Source organism: Billgrantia pellis, from assembly GCF_008297955.1.
GTDB classification, from domain to species: domain Bacteria; phylum Pseudomonadota; class Gammaproteobacteria; order Pseudomonadales; family Halomonadaceae; genus Halomonas; species Halomonas pellis.
In genome coordinates this window covers 188,633-207,479 of record NZ_VTPY01000005.1, presented here as the reverse complement: position 1 = coordinate 207,479, position 18,847 = coordinate 188,633, and the positions used below count along the sequence as shown (strand labels likewise).

Sequence of the window (18,847 nt, the reverse complement as noted above, 5' to 3'; positions counted from 1 at the left end):
CTTGCCCCCATATTTGTCGACAATCTATGGTAGCAAGACCTTGGTCGAATGAGCGCACTCTATCTGTTGCATAAGCCCTACCGCATGCTGTCCCAGTTTACCGACCGTCCGGCTCCTGGTGAGGTACGACGGGCTACGCTGGCAGACGTCATCGACGTTCCGGGCATCTATGCCGCGGGACGGCTGGATTACGACTCGGAGGGGCTGCTGCTGCTGAGCGACGATGGGGAATTGATCCAACGCATCAGCGACCCGCGCCACAAGCAACCCAAGACCTACCGTGTGCAGGTGGAGGGGGTGCCCGGCAATGCGGCGCTGGCCGCGCTGCGCCTTGGCGTCGAACTGCGGGACGGCCCGACCCGTCCGGCCAAGGTGCGGCGACTCGACGATAGCGGTTTGCCGGAACGCTCACCGCCGCTGGACCCTCGACGCCATCCGGTGACAAGCTGGCTGGAACTGACCATCAGCGAGGGCCGCAATCGCCAGGTACGGCGAATGACCGCCCATGTCGGCCACCCCACCCTGCGCCTGGTCCGCGTGGCCATCGGCCCCTGGCGGCTGGATGGCCTGGCGCCGGGAGAATGGCGAAGGGAAACGCTGCATGCCCCGCGCAGCACAACCAGGCGCCCCACGCGCCGTAAAGGAGGTCACCGATGAGCCGCTGGCATCCGCATGTCACCGTGGCCACCGTCGTGGAGCGCGCCGGTCGCTTCCTAATGGTGGAGGAGGCGCCGAGGGGCTGCCGGGATACCGTCCTCAACCAGCCGGCCGGCCATCTCGAGCCCGGCGAGAGGATCAAGGAGGCGGCGCTGCGCGAGCTGCGCGAGGAGACCGCCTGGCAGATCGGCATTACCGACTATCTGGGGCTCTACATCTACGAGACGCCCAACGGCCAGACCTTCCACAGCCATGGTTTCTTCGGCATGGCACTGGCGCATCTTGGCACACCGCTGGATCCGGCCATCGTTGCCGTGCACTGGCTGACTCTCGACGAACTCGAGGCGCTGGACCGCCAGGGCCGGCTGCGCAGCCCGCTGGTGCTTCGCCGCGTGCGCGATGCCTTGGCCAGCCGGTTCTATCCCATGGATGTGCTGCACGAACGCTGATCCCGCATCAACAGGCGGTACAACGCCGGGATCACCAACAGTGTCAGCAGCGTCGAGGCGACCAGCCCCGAGATGATCGCCCACGCCATCGGCGGCCATAGCGTCGACTGAGTCAGGGTCAATGGCACCAAGCCGGCCACGGTGGTCGCCGTGGTGAGCAGCACCGGCCGTGTGCGCCGTGCCACCGCGGCGGTCACGGCCTCTCCCACCGCCAGCCCCTGGCGGCAATTGGTGTTCATCAAATCGATCAGCACGATGGCATTGTTGACCACGATGCCGACCAGCGCCACCACGCCGAGGATGGCGGTGAACCCGAACGGCTGCCCGGTCAGCCATAGCCCCGGCACCACGCCGACGATGGCCAGCGGTACGGTGGCCAGCACGATAGCCAACTGACGAAAGGAGTTGAACTGGGCGAGCAGGAACACTACCAGCAGCAATCCACCGAACGGCAGGGTCTGGAACAGCGCCTTGTTGGCATCTCCCGCCGATTCAGCCGCCCCACCCACGACATAGCTCGCCCCCGAGGGAAGCGCGAGTTCGGCCAACTGCGGTAATACCTCTTCGAGTACCCCATCGTAGGTCCAGCCGTCGGCCACCTCGGCCAAAATCGCGGTCATCCGCCGCAACCCGCGATGTTGGATTACCGCCGGGCGCCAGTTCACTTCCAGCGAGGCTATTTCGCCGAGCGGCACCGTGCGCCCATCGGCGGTCCCCAGGCGCAACCCCTCCAGCCCCTCGGTGGGAAAGCGCTCTCCCTCCGGGGCGCGTACCAACAGCGGCGCGGGATCGCGGCCAGCGCGCCAGGTGCTGACCTCGATCCCGCGGCTGGCCCCGGCCAGCGCACCGGCGACATCGCGTCGCGAAAGTCCGTACTCGGCGGCACGGGCATCGTCGGTCACAACCTGCAGCGTCGCCAGCCCCTCCCCGAGACGATGACGCGCATCGCGCGCCCCTTCGGCAGCACGCACCACCGAAAGGATTCGACCCGCAGCCTCGGCCAGCGCCACTCGATCGTCGGCAAAAACGCGAATCTCCACCGGTGCCTCCAGCGGCGGCCCCTGGCCCAACCGCCGCACCACCACCTCGGCCTCCGGCAATCTTTCCGGCGCTACCGACCGCACCCAAGCCATCAACTCGCCCAACGGGTCTGTCGACTCGGCATCGACGACGAGGCGAGCCAGATGCGGCTGGCGCGGCTGTTCGACCAAGTTGTAGTAGAAGCGCGGCCCGCTGAATCCCACGAAGCGATGCACCGCCCGCACCGCCGGTCGTTCGGCCAGCGCCGCGGCCAGCGCCGCGGCCTCGTGGGCGGTATGCTCAAGATGAGTGCCCTCGGGAAAGTTGAGATCAACAATCAGCTGGTTGCGATCGGTGTCGGGAAAAAAATCGTGATTGAGCAGTGGCATCATCGCCACCGCACCGACCAACAGTCCCCCGGCACCTACCAGCACCCAGGCCGGCCAGCGCACGGCGATCCGGCCGATACGACTTCCCAGCGTCTGCAGTCGCTCAGGCCCTGTCGCGCCGCGCGGCTTGAGCATGGCCGCGGCGAACACCGGCGTGACGAACACGGCATACACATAGCTCACCGCCAGCGTCAGCATCACCATGACCGGAATGGCACGGGTAAAGTCGGCCGTGTTGCCGCTGGAGAGCAGCAGCGGCACGAACGCCGCCAGGGTGGTCCCGGTCGCAGCCAGCAACGGCGTAGCGAGTTCTCGTACCGAACGGGTCACGGCCTGGGCCGCCGAGCGCCCCTGGTCGCGGTGCCATTGAATGTTCTCGACCATGACGATGGCATTGTCCACCAGCATACCGAGCGCGATCACCATGCCGGCGACGGCGATCTGATGCAGCACGCCACCCCCCATGGCGTAGAGAGCCAGGGAAGAGAACGAGACCAGCGGCACGATCACCATCACTGAGAGGCCCAGCCGCAGCCCCATGGCCAGGAACAGCAGCCCCCCCAGAATGGCAATGCCCAGCAACAGCGAGCCCCCCAGCTCGGCCAGGCGCCGCTCGACCCAGCGCGGCTGAAAAAAGGTTTCCTCTATCATGAGCGGCGCATAGGCCGGGCGCAGCGCTTCCACCAGCGCCCGCAGCCGTTCGCCGAAGCGCACGGCATTGACCCGGTCGTTGGAGAGCACGAGCCCCAGCGCCACGGCGGGGCTGCCGTCGTGCCAGTAGCGCTCGGTTGGCGGCTCCTGAGCAGCGAGACGAACGTCGGTCAGCTCGCCGAGTGGCACCAGGTCGCCCTGAAGGGTGCGAATCGGTGTGGCGGCAAGCTCCTCGAGCGAACCGAACTCGGTACGCGGATCGAGTACCAGCGAGCGCCCGCCGAGCGCGAGACTGCCGCCGGGAGTCGTCAAGTTGCGCGCGGCGAGCTGATCGCCCAGCGCGCGAGTGTCGAGACCGGTCAGCTCTGCCAGAGTATCGTCCCAGGCAACTACCACCTGCGGTTCCGGATCGGCAAGCAGATCGATGCGAGCAATCTCCTTGAGCCGAAACAGGTCCCGGCGCAGCCGCTTGGCCGCTTCTCGCAGTTCGAGCAGGTCGTCGGAGCCGGTTACCGCCAGCACGACGCCATGGGCATCGGAGTCGCGATCGTTGACTTCCGCCTCGCCCACGCCATCGGGAAATCCGCGGCTCGCCCGCTCAACGGCGATCCGCACACGCTCCCAGGCGGCGTCGGTATCGTAGACGTGCTCGTGCATTTCGAGCGTGACGTGCGCCACGCCCAGCCGAGCGGTACCGATGATATCGTTCACCTCTTCGACCTGAGCCAGCTCCTCCTCCAGCGGGTTCAGCACCAATCGCTCGACTTGCTCCGGCTCCGCCCCGGGATAGGGCACCAGGACCTGGCCGAAGCGATAGGGAAAGAAGGGGTCTTCCTGACGATCCATTGCCACCCAGGCCGCCAAGCCCAGCAATGCCAGCAATCCCGTGACGGTCAGGATCAGTCGCTTGTATTGCAGCGAGGCGAGCAGCCAGCTCATGGCAATACCCTCACCCGCATTCCCTCTTCGAGACGTCCCTGCCCTGCCGTCACCACCTGCGCTCCGGGTTCGAGCGGCGCCGTGATCGTCACCCAGCTACCCGCCAGCCGCCCCGGGGTGATGGCTACCCGCTGAACGATGTCGTCATTCAACACCAGCACGTGAGGGTCGTATCCGCCGGGATCGACCACGGCCGCCAGCGGCACCTGCAGGGCCGGCCGCTCGTCGACGGCCAGTTGCACCCGAACCGATTCACCCAACGCCGGGCCAGGGTCGGTGTCGACCCCGACGATGACCGACGCCAGACCTTCTCCCGCGCGACCGATGTCGCGGACGCTCCCGGCAAAGCGCTGCGCGGAATCTGTTGCGATCAGGCTCGCCGCCCCACCCGTTTCCAACCGCCCGGCAAGCGCCGCGGGCACGTCGATTTCCACCTCACGCCTGCCGATGCCCGCCAGGCGCAGCACCGGCTGGCCGGCAGAGACGAATTCGCCGGGCTCGACCAACAGGTCGGCCACCTCGGCATCGAAGGGCGCACGCAGCGTCAGTTCCTCGAGCTGTGCCTGGGCCTCGGCACGCCGCGCCAGTGCCTGTTCACGGGCCTGGACGGTGGCGTCGCGTTCCGCCGTCAAACGATCCAGCTCCTCTACGGCACTGAGGTTACGCTCACGCAGAGTACGCGAGCGCTCCACGTCACGCCCCAACTGACGCAAACGGGCGTCGAGCTCGGCCACCTGGGCGTCGGCCGCCGCCCGCGCCGGGGCCATCGCCGGGTTGTGCAGCGTTGCCAACGCCTCGCCCTGCTCGACCCGTTGTCCGCGTATCACGTGCCGTTCGCGTAGCACGCCAGGATGCAGGAAGGCCGGCACTGCCCGCTCGCTTGCCCGCACCGTGCCGGGGAAGCGGTAGCGCGTCTCGCCGTTGGTTATGCGTACCGCCGCACTGCGCACCAAGGGTCGGACGCCCACTTCCGATTCCGCCTGGGCGGCTGTCCCATTGCCATCCAAGCCGAACCAGGCAAGCGTGGCGACCGCCAGGGCGGTTACCCCTCTCCACCATGCCCCCCTCCTCATGCGCCACCATGCCCCCCTCCTCATGCGTTCCTCCTCACCGCATTGGCTTACGGTCTTACGAACTGGTCGACCAGTCAGTTAGCAAGGTAAACGAATCCCACGTCACCCGCGGGGAACGACCCCCTCCATGAAAATCTTCAGAAAATCCTCGAGAAACGCCTCGTCGGACCCCATCCCCGGCCAGTGCTCGTGATGGCACTTGGCCTCGAACCACTGGGTACAAGTCATCACGAACACGGCGATCACGTGGGTGGGATTGACGTCCTGGCGCAGCAGACCGCGCCACTGGGCCTGGCGAACCCACTCGGCTCCCGCCCCGACAAGCTGGTTGTCGAGTTCGCCACAGTGGTTGTCCCCCTCGAGGTGAGTCCAGGCGAATAGCCGCACCACGTCGGGGTTGTCGCGCAGGAAATGGAAATACGCTTCCACGGAGCTGCGCAGCAGCGCGGCGTCCGGCTCGCCGGCCTCCTCCAACATGGCCATCTGGGCGGTGAAGTAACGCTCGAAGGCACGGTTCTTGACCGACTCCCAGAGCTGCTCCTTGCTGCCGAAATGATGATGAATCAGGCTCTTGGTGACCTCGGCCGCGCGTGCCAGCTCGCTCAGCTTGACGGCGGAGAAGCCCTGTTCGACGAACAACGCCTCCGCCGCATCCAGGATGCGGGCGCGGGTCAGCTCGGGGTCACGGGTCTGGGGTCTTTGGCTCATGCCGCGAAGATAATGTTAACTGGCCGGCCGGTCAATACCGCTGGCTTTCTCGCTACCGACAGGACGAAGCAACGGCGCGCTTGCGGCACGGATGAAGCCCGGGCGCAAGATGCGGTATAATCGTCGCCCATTTGCGACCCACTCAATCCGAGAGCGCCCATGACCGCCACCTCAGGCAAGGTGATCGTCGGCATGTCCGGCGGCGTCGACTCCTCCGTTTCCGCCCTGCTCCTGCTAGAACAGGGTTATCGGGTCGAAGGCCTGTTCATGAAGAACTGGGACGAGGACGACGGCACCGAGTACTGCACCGCCAAGACCGACCTGGCGGATGCCCAGGCCGTGTGCGAGAAGCTCGGCATCACGTTGCACAGCGCCAACTTCGCCGCCGAGTACTGGGACAACGTGTTCGAGCACTTCCTGGCCGAGTACAAGGCCGGGCGAACGCCGAATCCCGACATCCTGTGCAACCGCGAGATCAAGTTCAAGGTGTTCCTCGAGTACGCCGAGATGCTCGGTGCCGAGAAGATCGCCACCGGACATTATGTGCGGGGTGGCGAACGCGACGGGCGGCCTCGGCTGCTCAAGGGCATCGATGCCAACAAGGATCAAAGCTACTTCCTGCACGCCGTGCCGGAGGCCGCCATTGCCCGCACGCTATTTCCGGTCGGTGAATTGGAGAAGCCCGAGGTACGCGCCATTGCCGAGCGTCACGGCCTGGCTACCGCGCGCAAGAAGGACTCCACCGGTATCTGCTTCATCGGCGAGCGGCGCTTTCGCGATTTCCTGCAGCAGTACCTGCCGGCACAACCAGGCATCATCGAGACGCCGGAAGGCGAGACGATCGGCGAGCACATGGGGCTGATGTACTACACCCTGGGCCAGCGCCAGGGGCTCGGCATCGGCGGGTTGGCCAACCACCCCGAGGAGCCGTGGTACGTGGCGGGCAAGGATCTCGAGCGCAACGTGCTGATTGCCGTGCAGGGGAAGCATCACCCGTTGCTGTATACCGATTCATTGGCCACCGAGGCGATGGACTGGGTCGCCGGCGCTCCCCCCACCGCCGAGGGGCGCTATACCGCCAAGACCCGCTATCGCCAAAGCGACGTGCCCTGCCACATGCGCACGCTCCCGAATGGCGGCGTCGAGGTCCGCTTCGATGAGCCCCAGCGCGCCGTCACGCCGGGCCAGTCACTGGTACTCTACAACGGCGACATCTGCCTCGGCGGCGGAGTGATTCGCACTACCTGGAATGCCACGGAGAGCGGCGCATGAACACCACTCCTATACATCGTGCGCCAGACTCCTCCTCGGCGCGCCAGACCCTGGCCCTGGCGGGCGTATTCCAGGCCGCCAACCTGGTCGACGAACTCGCCCGCACCGGCCAGGTCGAGCCGCGCGCCTGGGAAACGCTGATTCGCGCCACGTTGGACACCGATCCCGAGAGCTTCGAGGCGATCTACGGCGGGCATCCCAACAACCTGCGCCGGGGCCTGGATGTGCTCGAGGCGGTGGTGGGACGCAAACAGGCCAATCCGGTGGTGCTGCGCTACGGTTTTTCGCTGCTGCTGCTGATGAACAAGCTGCGTAACAACCCTGCCATGATGGCGGCACTCGGCCAGCAGTTGAGCCGGATCCAGGGGCAAGCCGAGCACTTCGGTGCCACCCATGAGAACGTCATCGCCAGCCTCGGCGAGGCCTACCAGGAAACGCTCTCGACCTTCAAGACGCGCATCGTGGTGCATGGCGATCCCTCGTTGCTGCAGAGTCGCATGATGCCCGAGCGCGTTCGCGCCATCCTACTCGCCGGCATCCGTTTCGCCCTGCTCTGGCATCAGCAGGGCGGCCGTCGCTGGAAGCTGGTATTCCAGCGCGGTGCCCTGAAGAGAGCCCTGGACCAACTGGGCTGAATCCTGCCTTGTCACACGCCATTTCCTACACGCACCGGATAACGACCATGCAAGCCGCTTCCCTGCCCCTCACCGCTCTTACCGCCCTTTCTCCCGTCGACGGTCGCTACGGTAACAAGACCGAGACACTGCGCGAGCACTTCAGCGAGTTCGGCCTGATTCGAGCCCGCGTCATCGTCGAGATCCGTTGGTTGCAGCGCCTCGCCGAGCAAGGCGGCATCGTCGAGGTGCCGCCGCTTTCCGCCGAGGCCACCGCCTTCCTCGAGGCGATGATCCGGGATTTCGCTCTGGCCGACGCCGAACGCATCAAGGAGATCGAGCGCACCACCAATCATGACGTCAAAGCGGTGGAGTACTTCATCAAGGAAAAGATCGCGGCTCAACCGGAGCTGCATGCGATCACTGAGTTCGTGCACTTCGCCTGCACCAGTGAGGACATCAACAACCTTTCCTACGGTGTCATGTTGACCGACGGTCTGAAGACTCTGCTGCCGGTGATGCGGCAGGTGGTCGACGAAGTGGCACGCCTGGCTCACGAACACGCCGACCTGCCCATGCTTTCGCGCACTCACGGCCAGACGGCGAGCCCCACCACCTTGGGCAAGGAGATGGCCAACGTCGCCTATCGCCTGCGCCGCCAGTTGAAGCAGATCGAGAGCGTCGAAATGCTGGGCAAGATCAATGGCGCGGTGGGCAACTACAACGCCCATCTCGCCACCTACCCCAAGGTCGACTGGGAGGCCAACGCACGCACCTTCGTCGAGGGGCTGGGGCTGACCTTCAATCCCTACACCACCCAGATCGAGCCGCACGACTACATCGCCGAGCTGTTTGACGCGGTGTGTCGCTTCAATACCATACTGATCGACTTCAACCGCGACGCCTGGGGCTACATCTCGCTGGGCTATTTCAAGCAGAAGACCGTGGCCGGCGAGATCGGTTCCTCGACCATGCCGCACAAGGTCAACCCCATCGACTTCGAGAACTCCGAGGGCAACCTGGGCCTGGCCAACGCCGTGCTCGGCCATCTGGCGCAGAAGCTGCCGATCTCACGCTGGCAGCGCGACCTGACCGACTCCACCGTGCTGCGCAACCTCGGTGTCGGCCTGGCCTACGGCCTGATCGCCTACCACGCGGCACTCAAGGGTATCGGCAAGCTCGAGGCCAACCCGGTGCGCCTGGCCGAAGATCTCGACAACAGCTGGGAGGTGCTCGCCGAACCGATCCAGACGGTGATGCGCCGCTACGGCATCGAGAAGCCCTACGAGAAGCTCAAGGAGTTGACCCGTGGAAAGCGCATCGACCAAGCCGGCTTTGCCGCCTTCATCGACAGCCTCGAGCTGCCGGCCGAGGTGAAGGGCGAGCTGAAAGCGCTGACGCCAGCGACTTACATCGGCAATGCCGAGGCCCAGGCCCGCCGGCTCTGAGAGCAGCGCTCGAAACGTAGCAGGGGGGAACGATGGTAAAACTCACCAGGATCTATACCCGCACCGGCGACAAGGGCGACACCGGCCTCGGCGACGGCAGCCGCGTGGCCAAGCACGACCTGCGCGTGGAAGCTTTCGGTACGGTGGACGAGACCAACGCCGTCATCGGCCTGGCCCAACTGCATGCCGAGGGCGAGCTGCACGACGTTCTGGCCCGCGTGCAGAACGACCTGTTCGACGTCGGTGCCGATCTGTGCACACCCGAGCAGGAGGCCCCGAAGTACCCACCGCTGCGGGTCACGGCGGCTCAGGTCGAGTCTCTCGAGAGCAGGATCGATGCTTACAACGCCGAACTCGCCACCCTGCGCTCGTTCATTCTCCCCGGGGGCACGCCGTTGGCCGCCCACCTGCACCTGGCGCGCACCGTCACCCGCCGGGCCGAGCGCCTGGTCACGGCACTGATGATCGAGCAGTCAGTGAACCCCGAGGTGCTACGCTACCTCAACCGGCTCTCCGACCTGCTGTTCGTGCTTGCCCGCCGAGCCAATGGCAACGGCGATAACGACGTGCTATGGGTACCCGGCGCCAATCGATGAGCTTTCTCCAGGAGAACACCATGGCGAGCGACACGCCCCTGTCCCTGCTCGGCGGCCTCACGCCTGCCGAGTTCCTGCGCGACTACTGGCAGCGCCAGCCGTTGCTGATCCGCGGGGCTCTGGCCGACTTCGAGAGCCCACTCGATCCCGACGAGCTCGCCGGGCTCGCCTGCGAGGAGGGCGTCGAGGCACGCCTGGTGGAAGAGCAGGGCCCCGATGGCCCTTGGCAGGTGAGTCACGGCCCCTTCGACGAGGCCGTGTTCGGCGAGTTGCCGGAGCGCGACTGGACCCTGCTGGTGCAGGCCGTGGACCACTACGTACCCGAAGTGGCCGAGCTGCTCGATCATTTCGCCTTCCTCCCTCGCTGGCGGCTCGACGACGTCATGATCAGCTACGCCCCGCCGGGTGGCAGCGTCGGGCCGCATGTCGACCAGTACGACGTCTTCCTGCTACAAGGCAGCGGTCGGCGGCGCTGGCAGCTCGGCGGCAAGGTGGCCGACGACGCCTCCATCATCCCCGGCATCGACCTGCGCATCCTCGAGCGCTTCGAAGTCGAACCGGGCGACGACTGGGTACTCGAGCCCGGCGACATGCTCTACCTTCCGCCGGGCTGGGCGCACCACGGCGTCAGCCAATCCAGCGATTGCATGACCTATTCGGTCGGCTTTCGCGCCCCCTCGGCGGACGAAGCGATCACCTCCTTCGCCGACTACCTAGGCGAGCAGTTACCCTCTTCGCTGCGCTACGCCGACGCCGGCATGGTGCCTCCTGCCGACCCGGCCGAGCTGGATGACGCCTCGCTTGCGCGTATGCGGAGGCTGATCCTCGAGACTCTCGACGATCCGGCCCAGCTCGCCCAGTGGTTCGGTCGTGTGATGACCCAACCCAAATACGTCGATCAGCTCGTCGTCAGCGAACATCCTACGGACGTCGACGAACTTGTCGCCTTACTACAGGAGGGGCAGGAACTGCTCAGGAGCCCCGGCTCACGCTTCGCCTGGCGCGCCCTGGGCGATGAACACGCCACGCTGTTCGCCGACGGCGACGGCGTCGTCTGCGCACTGCCGCTGGCCCGCGCCGTAGCGGGCGAGGCGCCGTTGGATGCCGAGCTGCTGGAGCAAGAAGGCGCCGCCGAGTTGCTGGCCGCGCTGCTGGATGCCGGCAGTCTGTCCTGGCCCGATGACGAAGAGGAGTAGACGATGACGGAGTCCATCGAGATACGCGAAGGCGGTTGGGCCGAACTCGGCACCCAGGCCAGCGAGATTCGCCGCGTGGTGTTCATCGAGGAGCAGCAAGTACCGCTGGAGGAGGAGTGGGATGGGCGCGACGAAGCGTCTCGTCATTTCCTGGCTCTGCGCAATGGCATCCCGTTGGGCACCGCCCGCCTGCTCCCCGACGGGCATATCGGGCGTGTCGCTGTGCTCGATAAGGCACGCAGGCTCGGCATCGGTGCCGCACTGATGCGAGCCGCCATCGAGTCGGCGTGCCGGCTCGGCCACGCACAGGTCGAGTTAGCCGCCCAGACCCATGCCATCGCCTTTTACGAGAACCTTGGCTTCAGCGCCTATGGCGACACCTTCATGGATGCCGGTATTCCGCATCGCAACATGCTTCTTTCCTTGAAGACCAAATAGCCTCCACCTCCCTCTCCCGTCGAAATTCGACTACAGGAATGAACCTCTTTCCGTCTTACTTGTAGTCGAACTACAACCCTCCTTCCCCCCAAGTGTTGATTGTGTATGCCAGGTTTCATGCGGCATAGTGAAATCTGCTCGATGTTAAAACGACCGTTCGATGAAGCTTGAAAAAACCTGAACTCGTGTCCTTTTCAGGCTCTTTCCGGATTCGACCAACGCCCTAGAGACAAGCGATTCGTTCTGGTCGACCCTGATATTACTTCGCAGTTGCAGCATAAACCGGACCGACCGGCACGATGCCGCAAGCAAGCGACCGATGAGGCAGCGAGCGCCGCCGCATGGCAATCGAAGCCGACGACCCACCCCAGATCGGAAGGATGGCACCCATGTCATATAAAGACGACATCAAGGCACTGGCTCAACTGCGCGAAGCCCAGCAAGGCAAGTGGGCCAATATCAGCCCCGAGAATGCCGCCCGCATGCGCGCCCAGAACCGTTTCAAGACCGGTCTGGACATTGCCCGCTACACGGCCAGGATCATGCGCGAGGACATGGCCGCCTATGATGCCGACAGCTCCCAGTACACCCAGTCGCTGGGCTGCTGGCATGGCTTCATCGGCCAGCAGAAACTGATTTCGATCAAGAAGCACTTCGGCACCACCAAGCGCCGCTACCTCTACCTCTCCGGCTGGATGGTCGCCGCCCTGCGCTCCGAGTTCGGCCCGCTGCCCGACCAGTCCATGCACGAGAAGACCCGCGTGCCGGGCCTGATCGAAGAACTTTATACCTTCCTGCGCCAGGCCGACGCCTGGGAGCTCAATCATCTGTTCCGAGATCTGGAAGCGGCTCAGAAGGCGGGTGACAAGGCCAAGGCCGACGAACTGATCGCCAAGATCGACAACCACGAGACCCACGTGGTCCCGATTATCGCCGACATCGATGCCGGTTTCGGCAACGCCGAGGCCACCTACCTGCTGGCCAAGAGAATGATCGAGGCGGGTGCCTGCTGCATCCAGCTCGAGAATCAGGTATCCGACGAGAAGCAGTGCGGCCACCAGGACGGCAAGGTCACCGTGCCCCACGAGGACTTTCTGGCCAAGATCAATGCGGTACGCTATGCCTTCCTCGAGCTCGGCGTGGAAGACGGCGTGATCGTCGCTCGCACCGACTCCCTCGGCGCCGGCCTGACGCAGAAGATCGCCGTGACCAAGGAGCCGGGCGACCTGGGCGACCAGTACAACAGCTTCCTCGACGGCGAGGAGATCACCTCGGCTTCCGACATCGATAACGGCGACGTGGTGATCAAGCAGAACGGCAAGCTGGTCAAGGTCAAGCGCCTGGCCTCGGGCCTTTACCAGTTCAAGCCGGGCACCGGCGAGGATCGTGTGGTGCTGGACTGCATCACCAGCCTGCAGAACGGCGCCGATCTGCTGTGGATCGAGACCGAGAAGCCTCATGTCGGCCAGATCGCCAGCATGGTCAATCGTATTCGCGACGTGGTACCGGACGCCAAACTGGTCTACAACAACTCGCCGTCCTTCAACTGGACTCTCAATTTCCGGCAGCAAGTGTTCGACGCTTGGGAGAAGGAAGGCAAGGACGTCTCGGCCTACGACCGCGCCAACCTGATGAGTGCCGAGTACGACGACACCGAGCTTGGCCGCCTGGCCGACGAGTGGACGCGCAACTTCCAGCGCGACGCCTCGCGTGAGGCCGGTATCTTCCATCACCTGATCACGCTGCCGACCTACCACACCGCGGCCCTGTCCACCGACAACCTGGCGAAGGGCTACTTCGGCGACGAGGGGATGCTGGCCTATGTGGCCGGCGTGCAGCGCCGCGAGATTCGCGAAGGCATCGCCACGGTCAAGCACCAGGACATGGCCGGCTCCAACATCGGCGACGACCACAAGGAGTTCTTCCACGGCGAAGCGGCGCTCAAGGCCGGAGGCAAGGACAACACCATGAACCAGTTCGGCTGACATGGCGAGGCGGTAACGACTGGAACCCTTGGGAGGCCTCGCGCCTCCTTTTTTTCGTATGAACGGCTCCTGCCGATGGCTTGCAATCGAGCGATTCCACATTGTTTGCCGACTTCGGCTCCTCTCGCATGGCACGATGCCGCTTCACGCTGGTCAAACGACCCATGACTGGTTAAGCTGATTAGCAAACAGCGTTCCCTAACTCGGCGACGTCGATTTTCGACTCGTCCTCCTGGAGGTGTTCATGAAGCGTCTTCTCCCCGTCGTGGCCATCGGCGTGCTGACCCTGGCCGGCTGTGCCAATACTTCCACCATGGGTGGCGACGTCTACCGAGGCAGCCAGGCCCAGACCTCCCAGACCGTGACCTTCGGCACCATCACGGCACTGCGCCCGGTGCAGATCCAGGCCGATAGCCGCCTGGGCGGCCTGATCGGTACCGGCGGTGGCGCCGTGATCGGCGGCTTGCTCGGCAGCCAGGTAGGCGGCGGTTCCGGTCGACGCCTGGCAACTGCGGCCGGTGTCATCGGTGGTGCCGTGGCGGGCAGCTCGGCCGAAGAATCCGCCAACCGGGTACGCGCCTGGGAAATGGAGATTCGTCGCGACGACGGCCAGAATGTCGTGGTGGTACAAAAGGCCGATCGCGACTTCCAGGTAGGCCAGCGCGTACGCCTCATCGGCAGCGGTGCCAACGTCAGCGTTGCGCCCTACTGAACGGCCACCTGCCATGAAAAAGCCCTATTGATAACGCCCTATCGTGACAGCTCCCACCGACACAGAAAGGCCCGTGGCACTGCCACGGGCCTTCTTCATTCTGCCATCCATGTCGCGCTCAGTGGAAATCGGCCCGACCCAACGCCCAGTCCGCCAGCTTCTTGACGATAAGTACCAGGACGGCCACGACGATGGCCGTCAACAGCATGTCGATGGGGCGTACCAGCGTGGTGGCACCTATCACGGCGAGCGCCAGGCTCCATACCCAGCGATTGTCGTGGCCGCTCTTGAGAACCCGGGGCATGATCTTGTTGAGCCCCGGACTGACGGATGCTTCCCACTGGGTATAACTGAAATAGAGGATCAGGGCGAAAGCGATCAGCCAGAGCACAGTGACGGTCATGGGCACACTCCAAGCAAAGGGTTGGCTCGATAAGGGACGTAAAGTGAATTCAGCTAGGGTAGTCGCGAGGCGCAAAGGGCGCAACCGCGCCAAAAGGCGTGAATGACATTCAGGCGCTACCTGGCCAGCCTGAAAATTTCTCCCAACCCCTGACAGTCCCGGCATCGCGCGTTACCATGGTTTCTACATGCACTCACCGAAAGGTTCCTTCATGCAGATTGCGCAGAATTCCGTCGTCAAGTTCCATTACACCCTGACCAACGACGCAGGTGAGGTGCTGGACAGTTCGGATGGCCGTCAACCGCTGACCTATCTACACGGCGCCGGCAATATCATCCCGGGCCTGGAACGTCAGCTGGAAGGCCGCGAGACCGGCGACAAGCTCAACGTATCCGTTACCCCTGAGGAGGGTTACGGTGAAGTGCAGCCGCAATTGGTTCAGGAAGTGCCGCGCGATGCCTTCCAGGGCGTCGAAGCCGTGGAGCCGGGCATGCAGTTCCAGGCACAGACCCAAGGTGGCCCGCTGATGGTCACTGTGACCAAGGTGGAAGGCGATACCGTGACGGTGGACGGCAATCACCCACTGGCCGGCCAGAAGCTCAACTTCGACGTTGAGATCGCCGACGTGCGCGAAGCCAGCCAGGAAGAGCTCGAGCACGGTCACGTGCACGGCGAAGGTGGCGTCGAGCACTGAACCGGGGCGTTCGACACGACACCGAGGGCAGCCGAAGAGGCTGCCCTTTTCGTTTCCTGCCGCCCTATCCGCCCAGTTGACGCAGAGTACGATAGCCCCCCCACAGCCGCGTGACCGTCGTGACCAGGCAAGCCACGGCGAAGAGCGTGGCGAGCCAACGAAAGTGGGCCGGGAGGAGACAGAAGAGCACGAAGGCCAGGATGGTTTCAGTGCCTTCGGTGAGACCTTGGAGATAGTAGAAGGCCTTTTTCTGAAAGCGGGGTCGCTCCAGGCCATGTCGGGTCGCCATGATGGCGAACGCCAGGAACGAAGTACCGGTGCCGATGAAGGCGAATAGCAAGAAGGCGGCCGGCAGCGCGTTGACGGTCGGGTTGGCCAGGGCGAAGCCCAACACCACGGCAGCGTAGAAGACGAAGTCCAGGCCGATATCGAGGAAGCCCCCGGCATCGCTGGCCCGGCCCGAGAGCCTGGCCATGGCCCCATCGACGCCATCGCCCAACCGGTTGAGCAGAATCGCGATCAGCGCAGGCAGATACCATTCCAGCGCCAGCAGCGGCAGAGCGAACATGCCGATGACAAAGGCCGTCACGGTCATCTGGTCGGGTCGTATGCCACAGGCATCGAGCCGCCTGGCCAGCCATCGCAGCGGCGGTTGGGTGAGCGGCATGGTCCAGCGATCAAGCATTGCGACGCCCCTCCCTGCGCCAACGGAAATAGCCTCCCAGCCAGCTCAGCAGGCGCTCAGGCTTGTGCGCATTCTTCCATTGCCCGGCAGCGGCCTTTGTCGCCTCCGACCAGGTCGGGTATGGGTGTATTGTGCCCAGCAATTTGTCGAGGCCGATCCCATGCGTCATTGCCAAGGTAAACTCGGCGAGCATTTCACCAGCGCCCTGCCCCACGATGCTGACGCCAAGGATACGATCGCGGCCAGGAACGGTCAGTACCTTGACGAAGCCTTCGGTACGTCCCTCTGCGATGGCCCGGTCCAGTTCGGATAGGGCATAGCGCGTCACTTCGTAGTCGATGCCCTGGACGCGAGCCTCGCGTTCGTTGAGACCGACCCGTGCCACCTCCGGCTCGGTGTAGGTGACCGCCGGCAGCGCCCGGTAGTTGACCCGAAAGCGCTTGAACTCACCGAACAGCGCGTTGACCGTCGCATGCCAGGCCTGGTGGGCGCTGGCATGGGTCAGCTGGAACGGTCCGGTCACGTCACCACAGGCCCAAACGCTAGGCAGCACGCTCTGCAGATGTTCGTTCACCGCCAGGGTGCCATCTTCACGAGTTTCCACGCCCAGCGCCTCGAGCCCCAGGCCCTCGACATTGGCCTGCCGCCCCACTGCCACCAGCAGACGGTCGAAAGCCAGACGCCGGGTCTCGATCTTGCCACTCGCCAGCCACCGCTCTGCCACCAGCAAATCCACACCATCCTTGGTGTCCCCCGGCTCCACGCGTACGGCTCGGGTCTCGAGCCAGACCTCGACTCCTTCCCGCTCGAGCCGCTCACGCACTGAATCGGCCACATCGGGATCCTCGCGCGGTAGAAGTTGCTCGCCCTTCTGCACCAAGCTGACACGACTGCCCAGGCGCGCAAAGCTCTGCCCGATCTCACAGCCGATGGGGCCACCGCCGAGCACCACGAGACGCTCGGGCAACGCGTCGAGCTGCCATAGGTTATCGGACGTCAATACCTCGACCCGGTCCAACCCCGGCAGGTCGGGTAGGCGCGGCCGGGCGCCGCTGGCCACGATCACGTGTCGCGCGGTCAGCACGCGCTCGCCCCCGGTACCGCTCACCCGCACACGCCAAGGATCGTCAAGACAGGCCCTTCCCGCCATGACCGCGACACCCAGTCCTTCGTAGCGTTCACGGCTATCGTGGGGCTCCACCTGGCGTACGGCACGTCGTACGTGGGCCATGACGCCGGCAAAATCGATGCGTGGCTCGCCTGCGTCAATGCCGAAGCGGTGAGCCGAGCGAATCTCGGCGGCAAGCCTAGCCGCCCGTATCAGCGCCTTCGATGGCACGCAGCCGGTATTGAGGCAGTCCCCGCCCAGGCGATGGCACTCGACCAGCGCCACTTTCGCCTTCACCGCCGCTGCGATATAGCTCGCCACGAGCCCGGCGGAACCGGCGCCGATCACCACGATGTCGTAATCGAAGCGTGCCGGGCGGTCAAAGCGCCGCGCCAGACGCCGCCGCCGGGCGACGGTCACCAGCGCGCGCGCAAGCCACGGAAACAGACCGATCAGCACGAAGGAGCCGATCAGCCCCGGCGAGAGGATACCGGACAGGGAATCCAGTGCGCCCAGTTCCCGCCCGGCGTTCACGTAGACCGCCGTCCCCGGCAGCATGCCCAACTGGCTGACCCAGTAGAAAGTCCGGAGGCGCATGCGCGTCAGTCCCATCACCAGGTTGATGACGAAGAAGGGAAACAGCGGAATCAGCCGCAAGGTGAAGAGGTAGAAAGCCCCCTCGCGCCGAATACCGGCGTTGATGCGTTCGAGCTGGGGGGCAAAGCGCCTCTCGAGCGGACCGCGCAGCAGGGAGCGGGCGATCGAGGCGGCAAGGGTCGCTCCCAGGGAGCTGGCGAACGAAATGATCACAAGCCCCCAACCCAGGCCGAACAGCGCGCCGCCGAGCAATGTCATCAGCGCGGCTCCGGGCAACGACAGCGCCGCCATGAACACATAGATCGTGAAGAACCCTCCAATGACCGTGACCGGATCCCGCGCCAGCCAGGCCTGGAAGCGCGACTGCTCCGCTTGCAGGTTGGCCAGGGTCAGCCACTCGTCGGCACCGCTCAAGAAGTAAGCGGCGACCAGGGCAACGATGAGAGCAACGATCCACAGGCGACGGCGAGACAAGGGCGACTCCCGAGTAGGCAGGCGTTCCGAAGATAGTCGACAGAGGTTATACGGAACCCGAGTCGCGTAGTAACCTCAAACCTTACAGCCTGTCACGAGGAGACCACTCATGGCCAAGATACGCAACGCGTCGCTCGCCTGCCTGACGCTGATTGCCCTGCCGGTCGGCGTGGCCAGTGCCGGGGAGGAAACGGCCAGAGCCGTCTTCGGTGGCGGCTGCTTCTGGTGCGTCGAGGAAGCGTTCGACAAGGTGGAAGGCGTCGTCTCGACCACCTCCGGGTTCAGCGGCGGCCACGTCGAACATCCCAGCTACGAGCAGGTGGTCGCGGGCGATACCGGCCATGCCGAAGTGGTCGAAGTGGAATACGATCCCGGGCAGGTCGACTATGCCGAACTGTTGTATGTGTTCTGGCGCAACGTGGATCCCTTCGCGGAGAATCGTCAGTTCTGCGACAAGGGCGAAAGCTATCGCAGCGTGATTTTCACCGCCAGCGAGGAAGAGCGAGAGTTGGCCGAGGCTAGCCGCGACGAACTCACCGGGCGCTTCGACCGGAGGATCGCTACGGAAATCAACACCTTCGAGGCGTTCTATCCCGCCGAGGAATCCCATCAGGATTACTACCGCAAGAATCCCGTGCGCTACAACTTCTATAAATCGGCGTGTGGCCGCGAGAAGCGCCTCGAGGAAGTGTGGGGCGACGAGGCCGGGGGGTTGGAAACGCATTGAACCGGCACCTCA

18 protein-coding genes are annotated in these 18,847 nt (G+C 64.7%); 12 read left to right on the top strand and 6 right to left on the bottom strand.

Annotated features, from left to right (window positions below; translation table 11 throughout):
- Positions 1 to 48 precede the first annotated feature (48 nt).
- Together F0A17_RS14190 and F0A17_RS14185 are read left to right on the top strand one after the other, a co-directional pair.
- Positions 49 to 657: a pseudouridine synthase gene (locus F0A17_RS14190; RefSeq protein ID WP_149329007.1), complete on the top strand. Its 609-nt coding sequence runs from the start codon at positions 49 to 51 to the stop codon at positions 655 to 657.
- Complete coding sequence (locus F0A17_RS14185; RefSeq protein WP_149329006.1) at positions 654 to 1,106, top strand: NUDIX domain-containing protein; 453 nt, start codon at positions 654 to 656, stop codon at positions 1,104 to 1,106. The genes F0A17_RS14190 and F0A17_RS14185 overlap by 4 nt, the downstream gene beginning before the upstream one ends.
- Here F0A17_RS14185 and F0A17_RS14180 read toward each other — a convergent pair.
- From F0A17_RS14180 to F0A17_RS14170, 3 genes are all read right to left on the bottom strand, one after another.
- Entirely contained in the window at positions 1,076 to 4,105 is a 3,030-nt protein-coding gene (locus tag F0A17_RS14180) for an efflux RND transporter permease subunit (RefSeq protein WP_149329005.1), read from the bottom strand. The genes F0A17_RS14185 and F0A17_RS14180 overlap by 31 nt on opposite strands.
- Positions 4,102 to 5,202 carry an efflux RND transporter periplasmic adaptor subunit gene (locus F0A17_RS14175; protein WP_149329004.1) on the bottom strand — a complete coding sequence of 367 codons (1,101 nt, stop codon included), beginning with the start codon at positions 5,200 to 5,202 and terminating at the stop codon, positions 4,102 to 4,104. The genes F0A17_RS14180 and F0A17_RS14175 overlap by 4 nt, the downstream gene beginning before the upstream one ends.
- A gap of 78 nt (positions 5,203 to 5,280) precedes the next feature.
- The gene (locus tag F0A17_RS14170; protein WP_149329003.1) at positions 5,281 to 5,886 is read right to left on the bottom strand and encodes a TetR/AcrR family transcriptional regulator; all 606 of its coding nucleotides are present in this window, start codon (positions 5,884 to 5,886) and stop codon (positions 5,281 to 5,283) included.
- Positions 5,887 to 6,045: 159 nt separating this feature from the next.
- Here F0A17_RS14170 and mnmA point away from each other — a divergent pair, with 159 nt between their 5' ends.
- The 8 genes from mnmA (at position 6,046) to F0A17_RS14130 (ending at position 14,147) form a co-directional block, all read left to right on the top strand.
- Positions 6,046 to 7,158, top strand: a complete 1,113-nt coding sequence (gene mnmA / locus F0A17_RS14165; RefSeq protein ID WP_149329002.1) for a tRNA 2-thiouridine(34) synthase MnmA — start codon at positions 6,046 to 6,048, stop codon at positions 7,156 to 7,158.
- Entirely contained in the window at positions 7,155 to 7,793 is a 639-nt protein-coding gene (gene hflD, locus F0A17_RS14160; RefSeq protein WP_149329001.1) for a high frequency lysogenization protein HflD, read from the top strand. The genes mnmA and hflD overlap by 4 nt, the downstream gene beginning before the upstream one ends.
- A 62-nt stretch (positions 7,794 to 7,855) precedes the next feature.
- Entirely contained in the window at positions 7,856 to 9,220 is a 1,365-nt protein-coding gene (gene purB / locus F0A17_RS14155) for an adenylosuccinate lyase (RefSeq protein WP_149329235.1), read from the top strand.
- Between the two features lie 32 nt (positions 9,221 to 9,252).
- Positions 9,253 to 9,816 carry a cob(I)yrinic acid a,c-diamide adenosyltransferase gene (locus F0A17_RS14150; RefSeq protein ID WP_149329000.1) on the top strand — a complete coding sequence of 188 codons (564 nt, stop codon included), beginning with the start codon at positions 9,253 to 9,255 and terminating at the stop codon, positions 9,814 to 9,816.
- A gap of 20 nt (positions 9,817 to 9,836) precedes the next feature.
- Positions 9,837 to 11,012, top strand: a complete 1,176-nt coding sequence (locus F0A17_RS14145) for a cupin domain-containing protein (RefSeq protein WP_149328999.1) — start codon at positions 9,837 to 9,839, stop codon at positions 11,010 to 11,012.
- A gap of 3 nt (positions 11,013 to 11,015) precedes the next feature.
- Complete coding sequence (locus tag F0A17_RS14140) at positions 11,016 to 11,450, top strand: GNAT family N-acetyltransferase (RefSeq protein WP_149328998.1); 435 nt, start codon at positions 11,016 to 11,018, stop codon at positions 11,448 to 11,450.
- A gap of 389 nt (positions 11,451 to 11,839) precedes the next feature.
- Positions 11,840 to 13,435: an isocitrate lyase gene (locus F0A17_RS14135; protein ID WP_149328997.1), complete on the top strand. Its 1,596-nt coding sequence runs from the start codon at positions 11,840 to 11,842 to the stop codon at positions 13,433 to 13,435.
- Positions 13,436 to 13,679: 244 nt separating this feature from the next.
- On the top strand, positions 13,680 to 14,147 hold the full coding sequence (locus tag F0A17_RS14130; protein ID WP_149328996.1) for an outer membrane lipoprotein: 468 nt from the start codon (positions 13,680 to 13,682) through the stop codon (positions 14,145 to 14,147).
- Between the two features lie 118 nt (positions 14,148 to 14,265).
- Here the strand turns inward: F0A17_RS14130 and F0A17_RS14125 are convergent, their stop codons facing one another.
- Entirely contained in the window at positions 14,266 to 14,550 is a 285-nt protein-coding gene (locus F0A17_RS14125) for a hypothetical protein (protein ID WP_149328995.1), read from the bottom strand.
- Positions 14,551 to 14,761: 211 nt separating this feature from the next.
- Between F0A17_RS14125 and F0A17_RS14120 the strand changes: the two genes are divergently transcribed.
- Positions 14,762 to 15,244: an FKBP-type peptidyl-prolyl cis-trans isomerase gene (locus F0A17_RS14120; protein ID WP_149328994.1), complete on the top strand. Its 483-nt coding sequence runs from the start codon at positions 14,762 to 14,764 to the stop codon at positions 15,242 to 15,244.
- A gap of 64 nt (positions 15,245 to 15,308) precedes the next feature.
- Here F0A17_RS14120 and F0A17_RS14115 read toward each other — a convergent pair whose 3' ends face one another.
- Both F0A17_RS14115 and F0A17_RS14110 read right to left on the bottom strand, forming a co-directional pair.
- Positions 15,309 to 15,929: a CDP-alcohol phosphatidyltransferase family protein gene (locus F0A17_RS14115; RefSeq protein WP_149328993.1), complete on the bottom strand. Its 621-nt coding sequence runs from the start codon at positions 15,927 to 15,929 to the stop codon at positions 15,309 to 15,311.
- Positions 15,922 to 18,108: an FAD-dependent oxidoreductase gene (locus tag F0A17_RS14110; protein ID WP_149328992.1), complete on the bottom strand. Its 2,187-nt coding sequence runs from the start codon at positions 18,106 to 18,108 to the stop codon at positions 15,922 to 15,924. Before F0A17_RS14110 ends, F0A17_RS14115 begins: the two co-directional genes overlap by 8 nt.
- 109 nt (positions 18,109 to 18,217) lie before the next feature.
- Between F0A17_RS14110 and msrA the strand changes: the two genes are divergently transcribed.
- Positions 18,218 to 18,835 carry a peptide-methionine (S)-S-oxide reductase MsrA gene (gene msrA / locus F0A17_RS14105; protein WP_149328991.1) on the top strand — a complete coding sequence of 206 codons (618 nt, stop codon included), beginning with the start codon at positions 18,218 to 18,220 and terminating at the stop codon, positions 18,833 to 18,835.
- Positions 18,836 to 18,847: the final 12 nt, after the last annotated feature.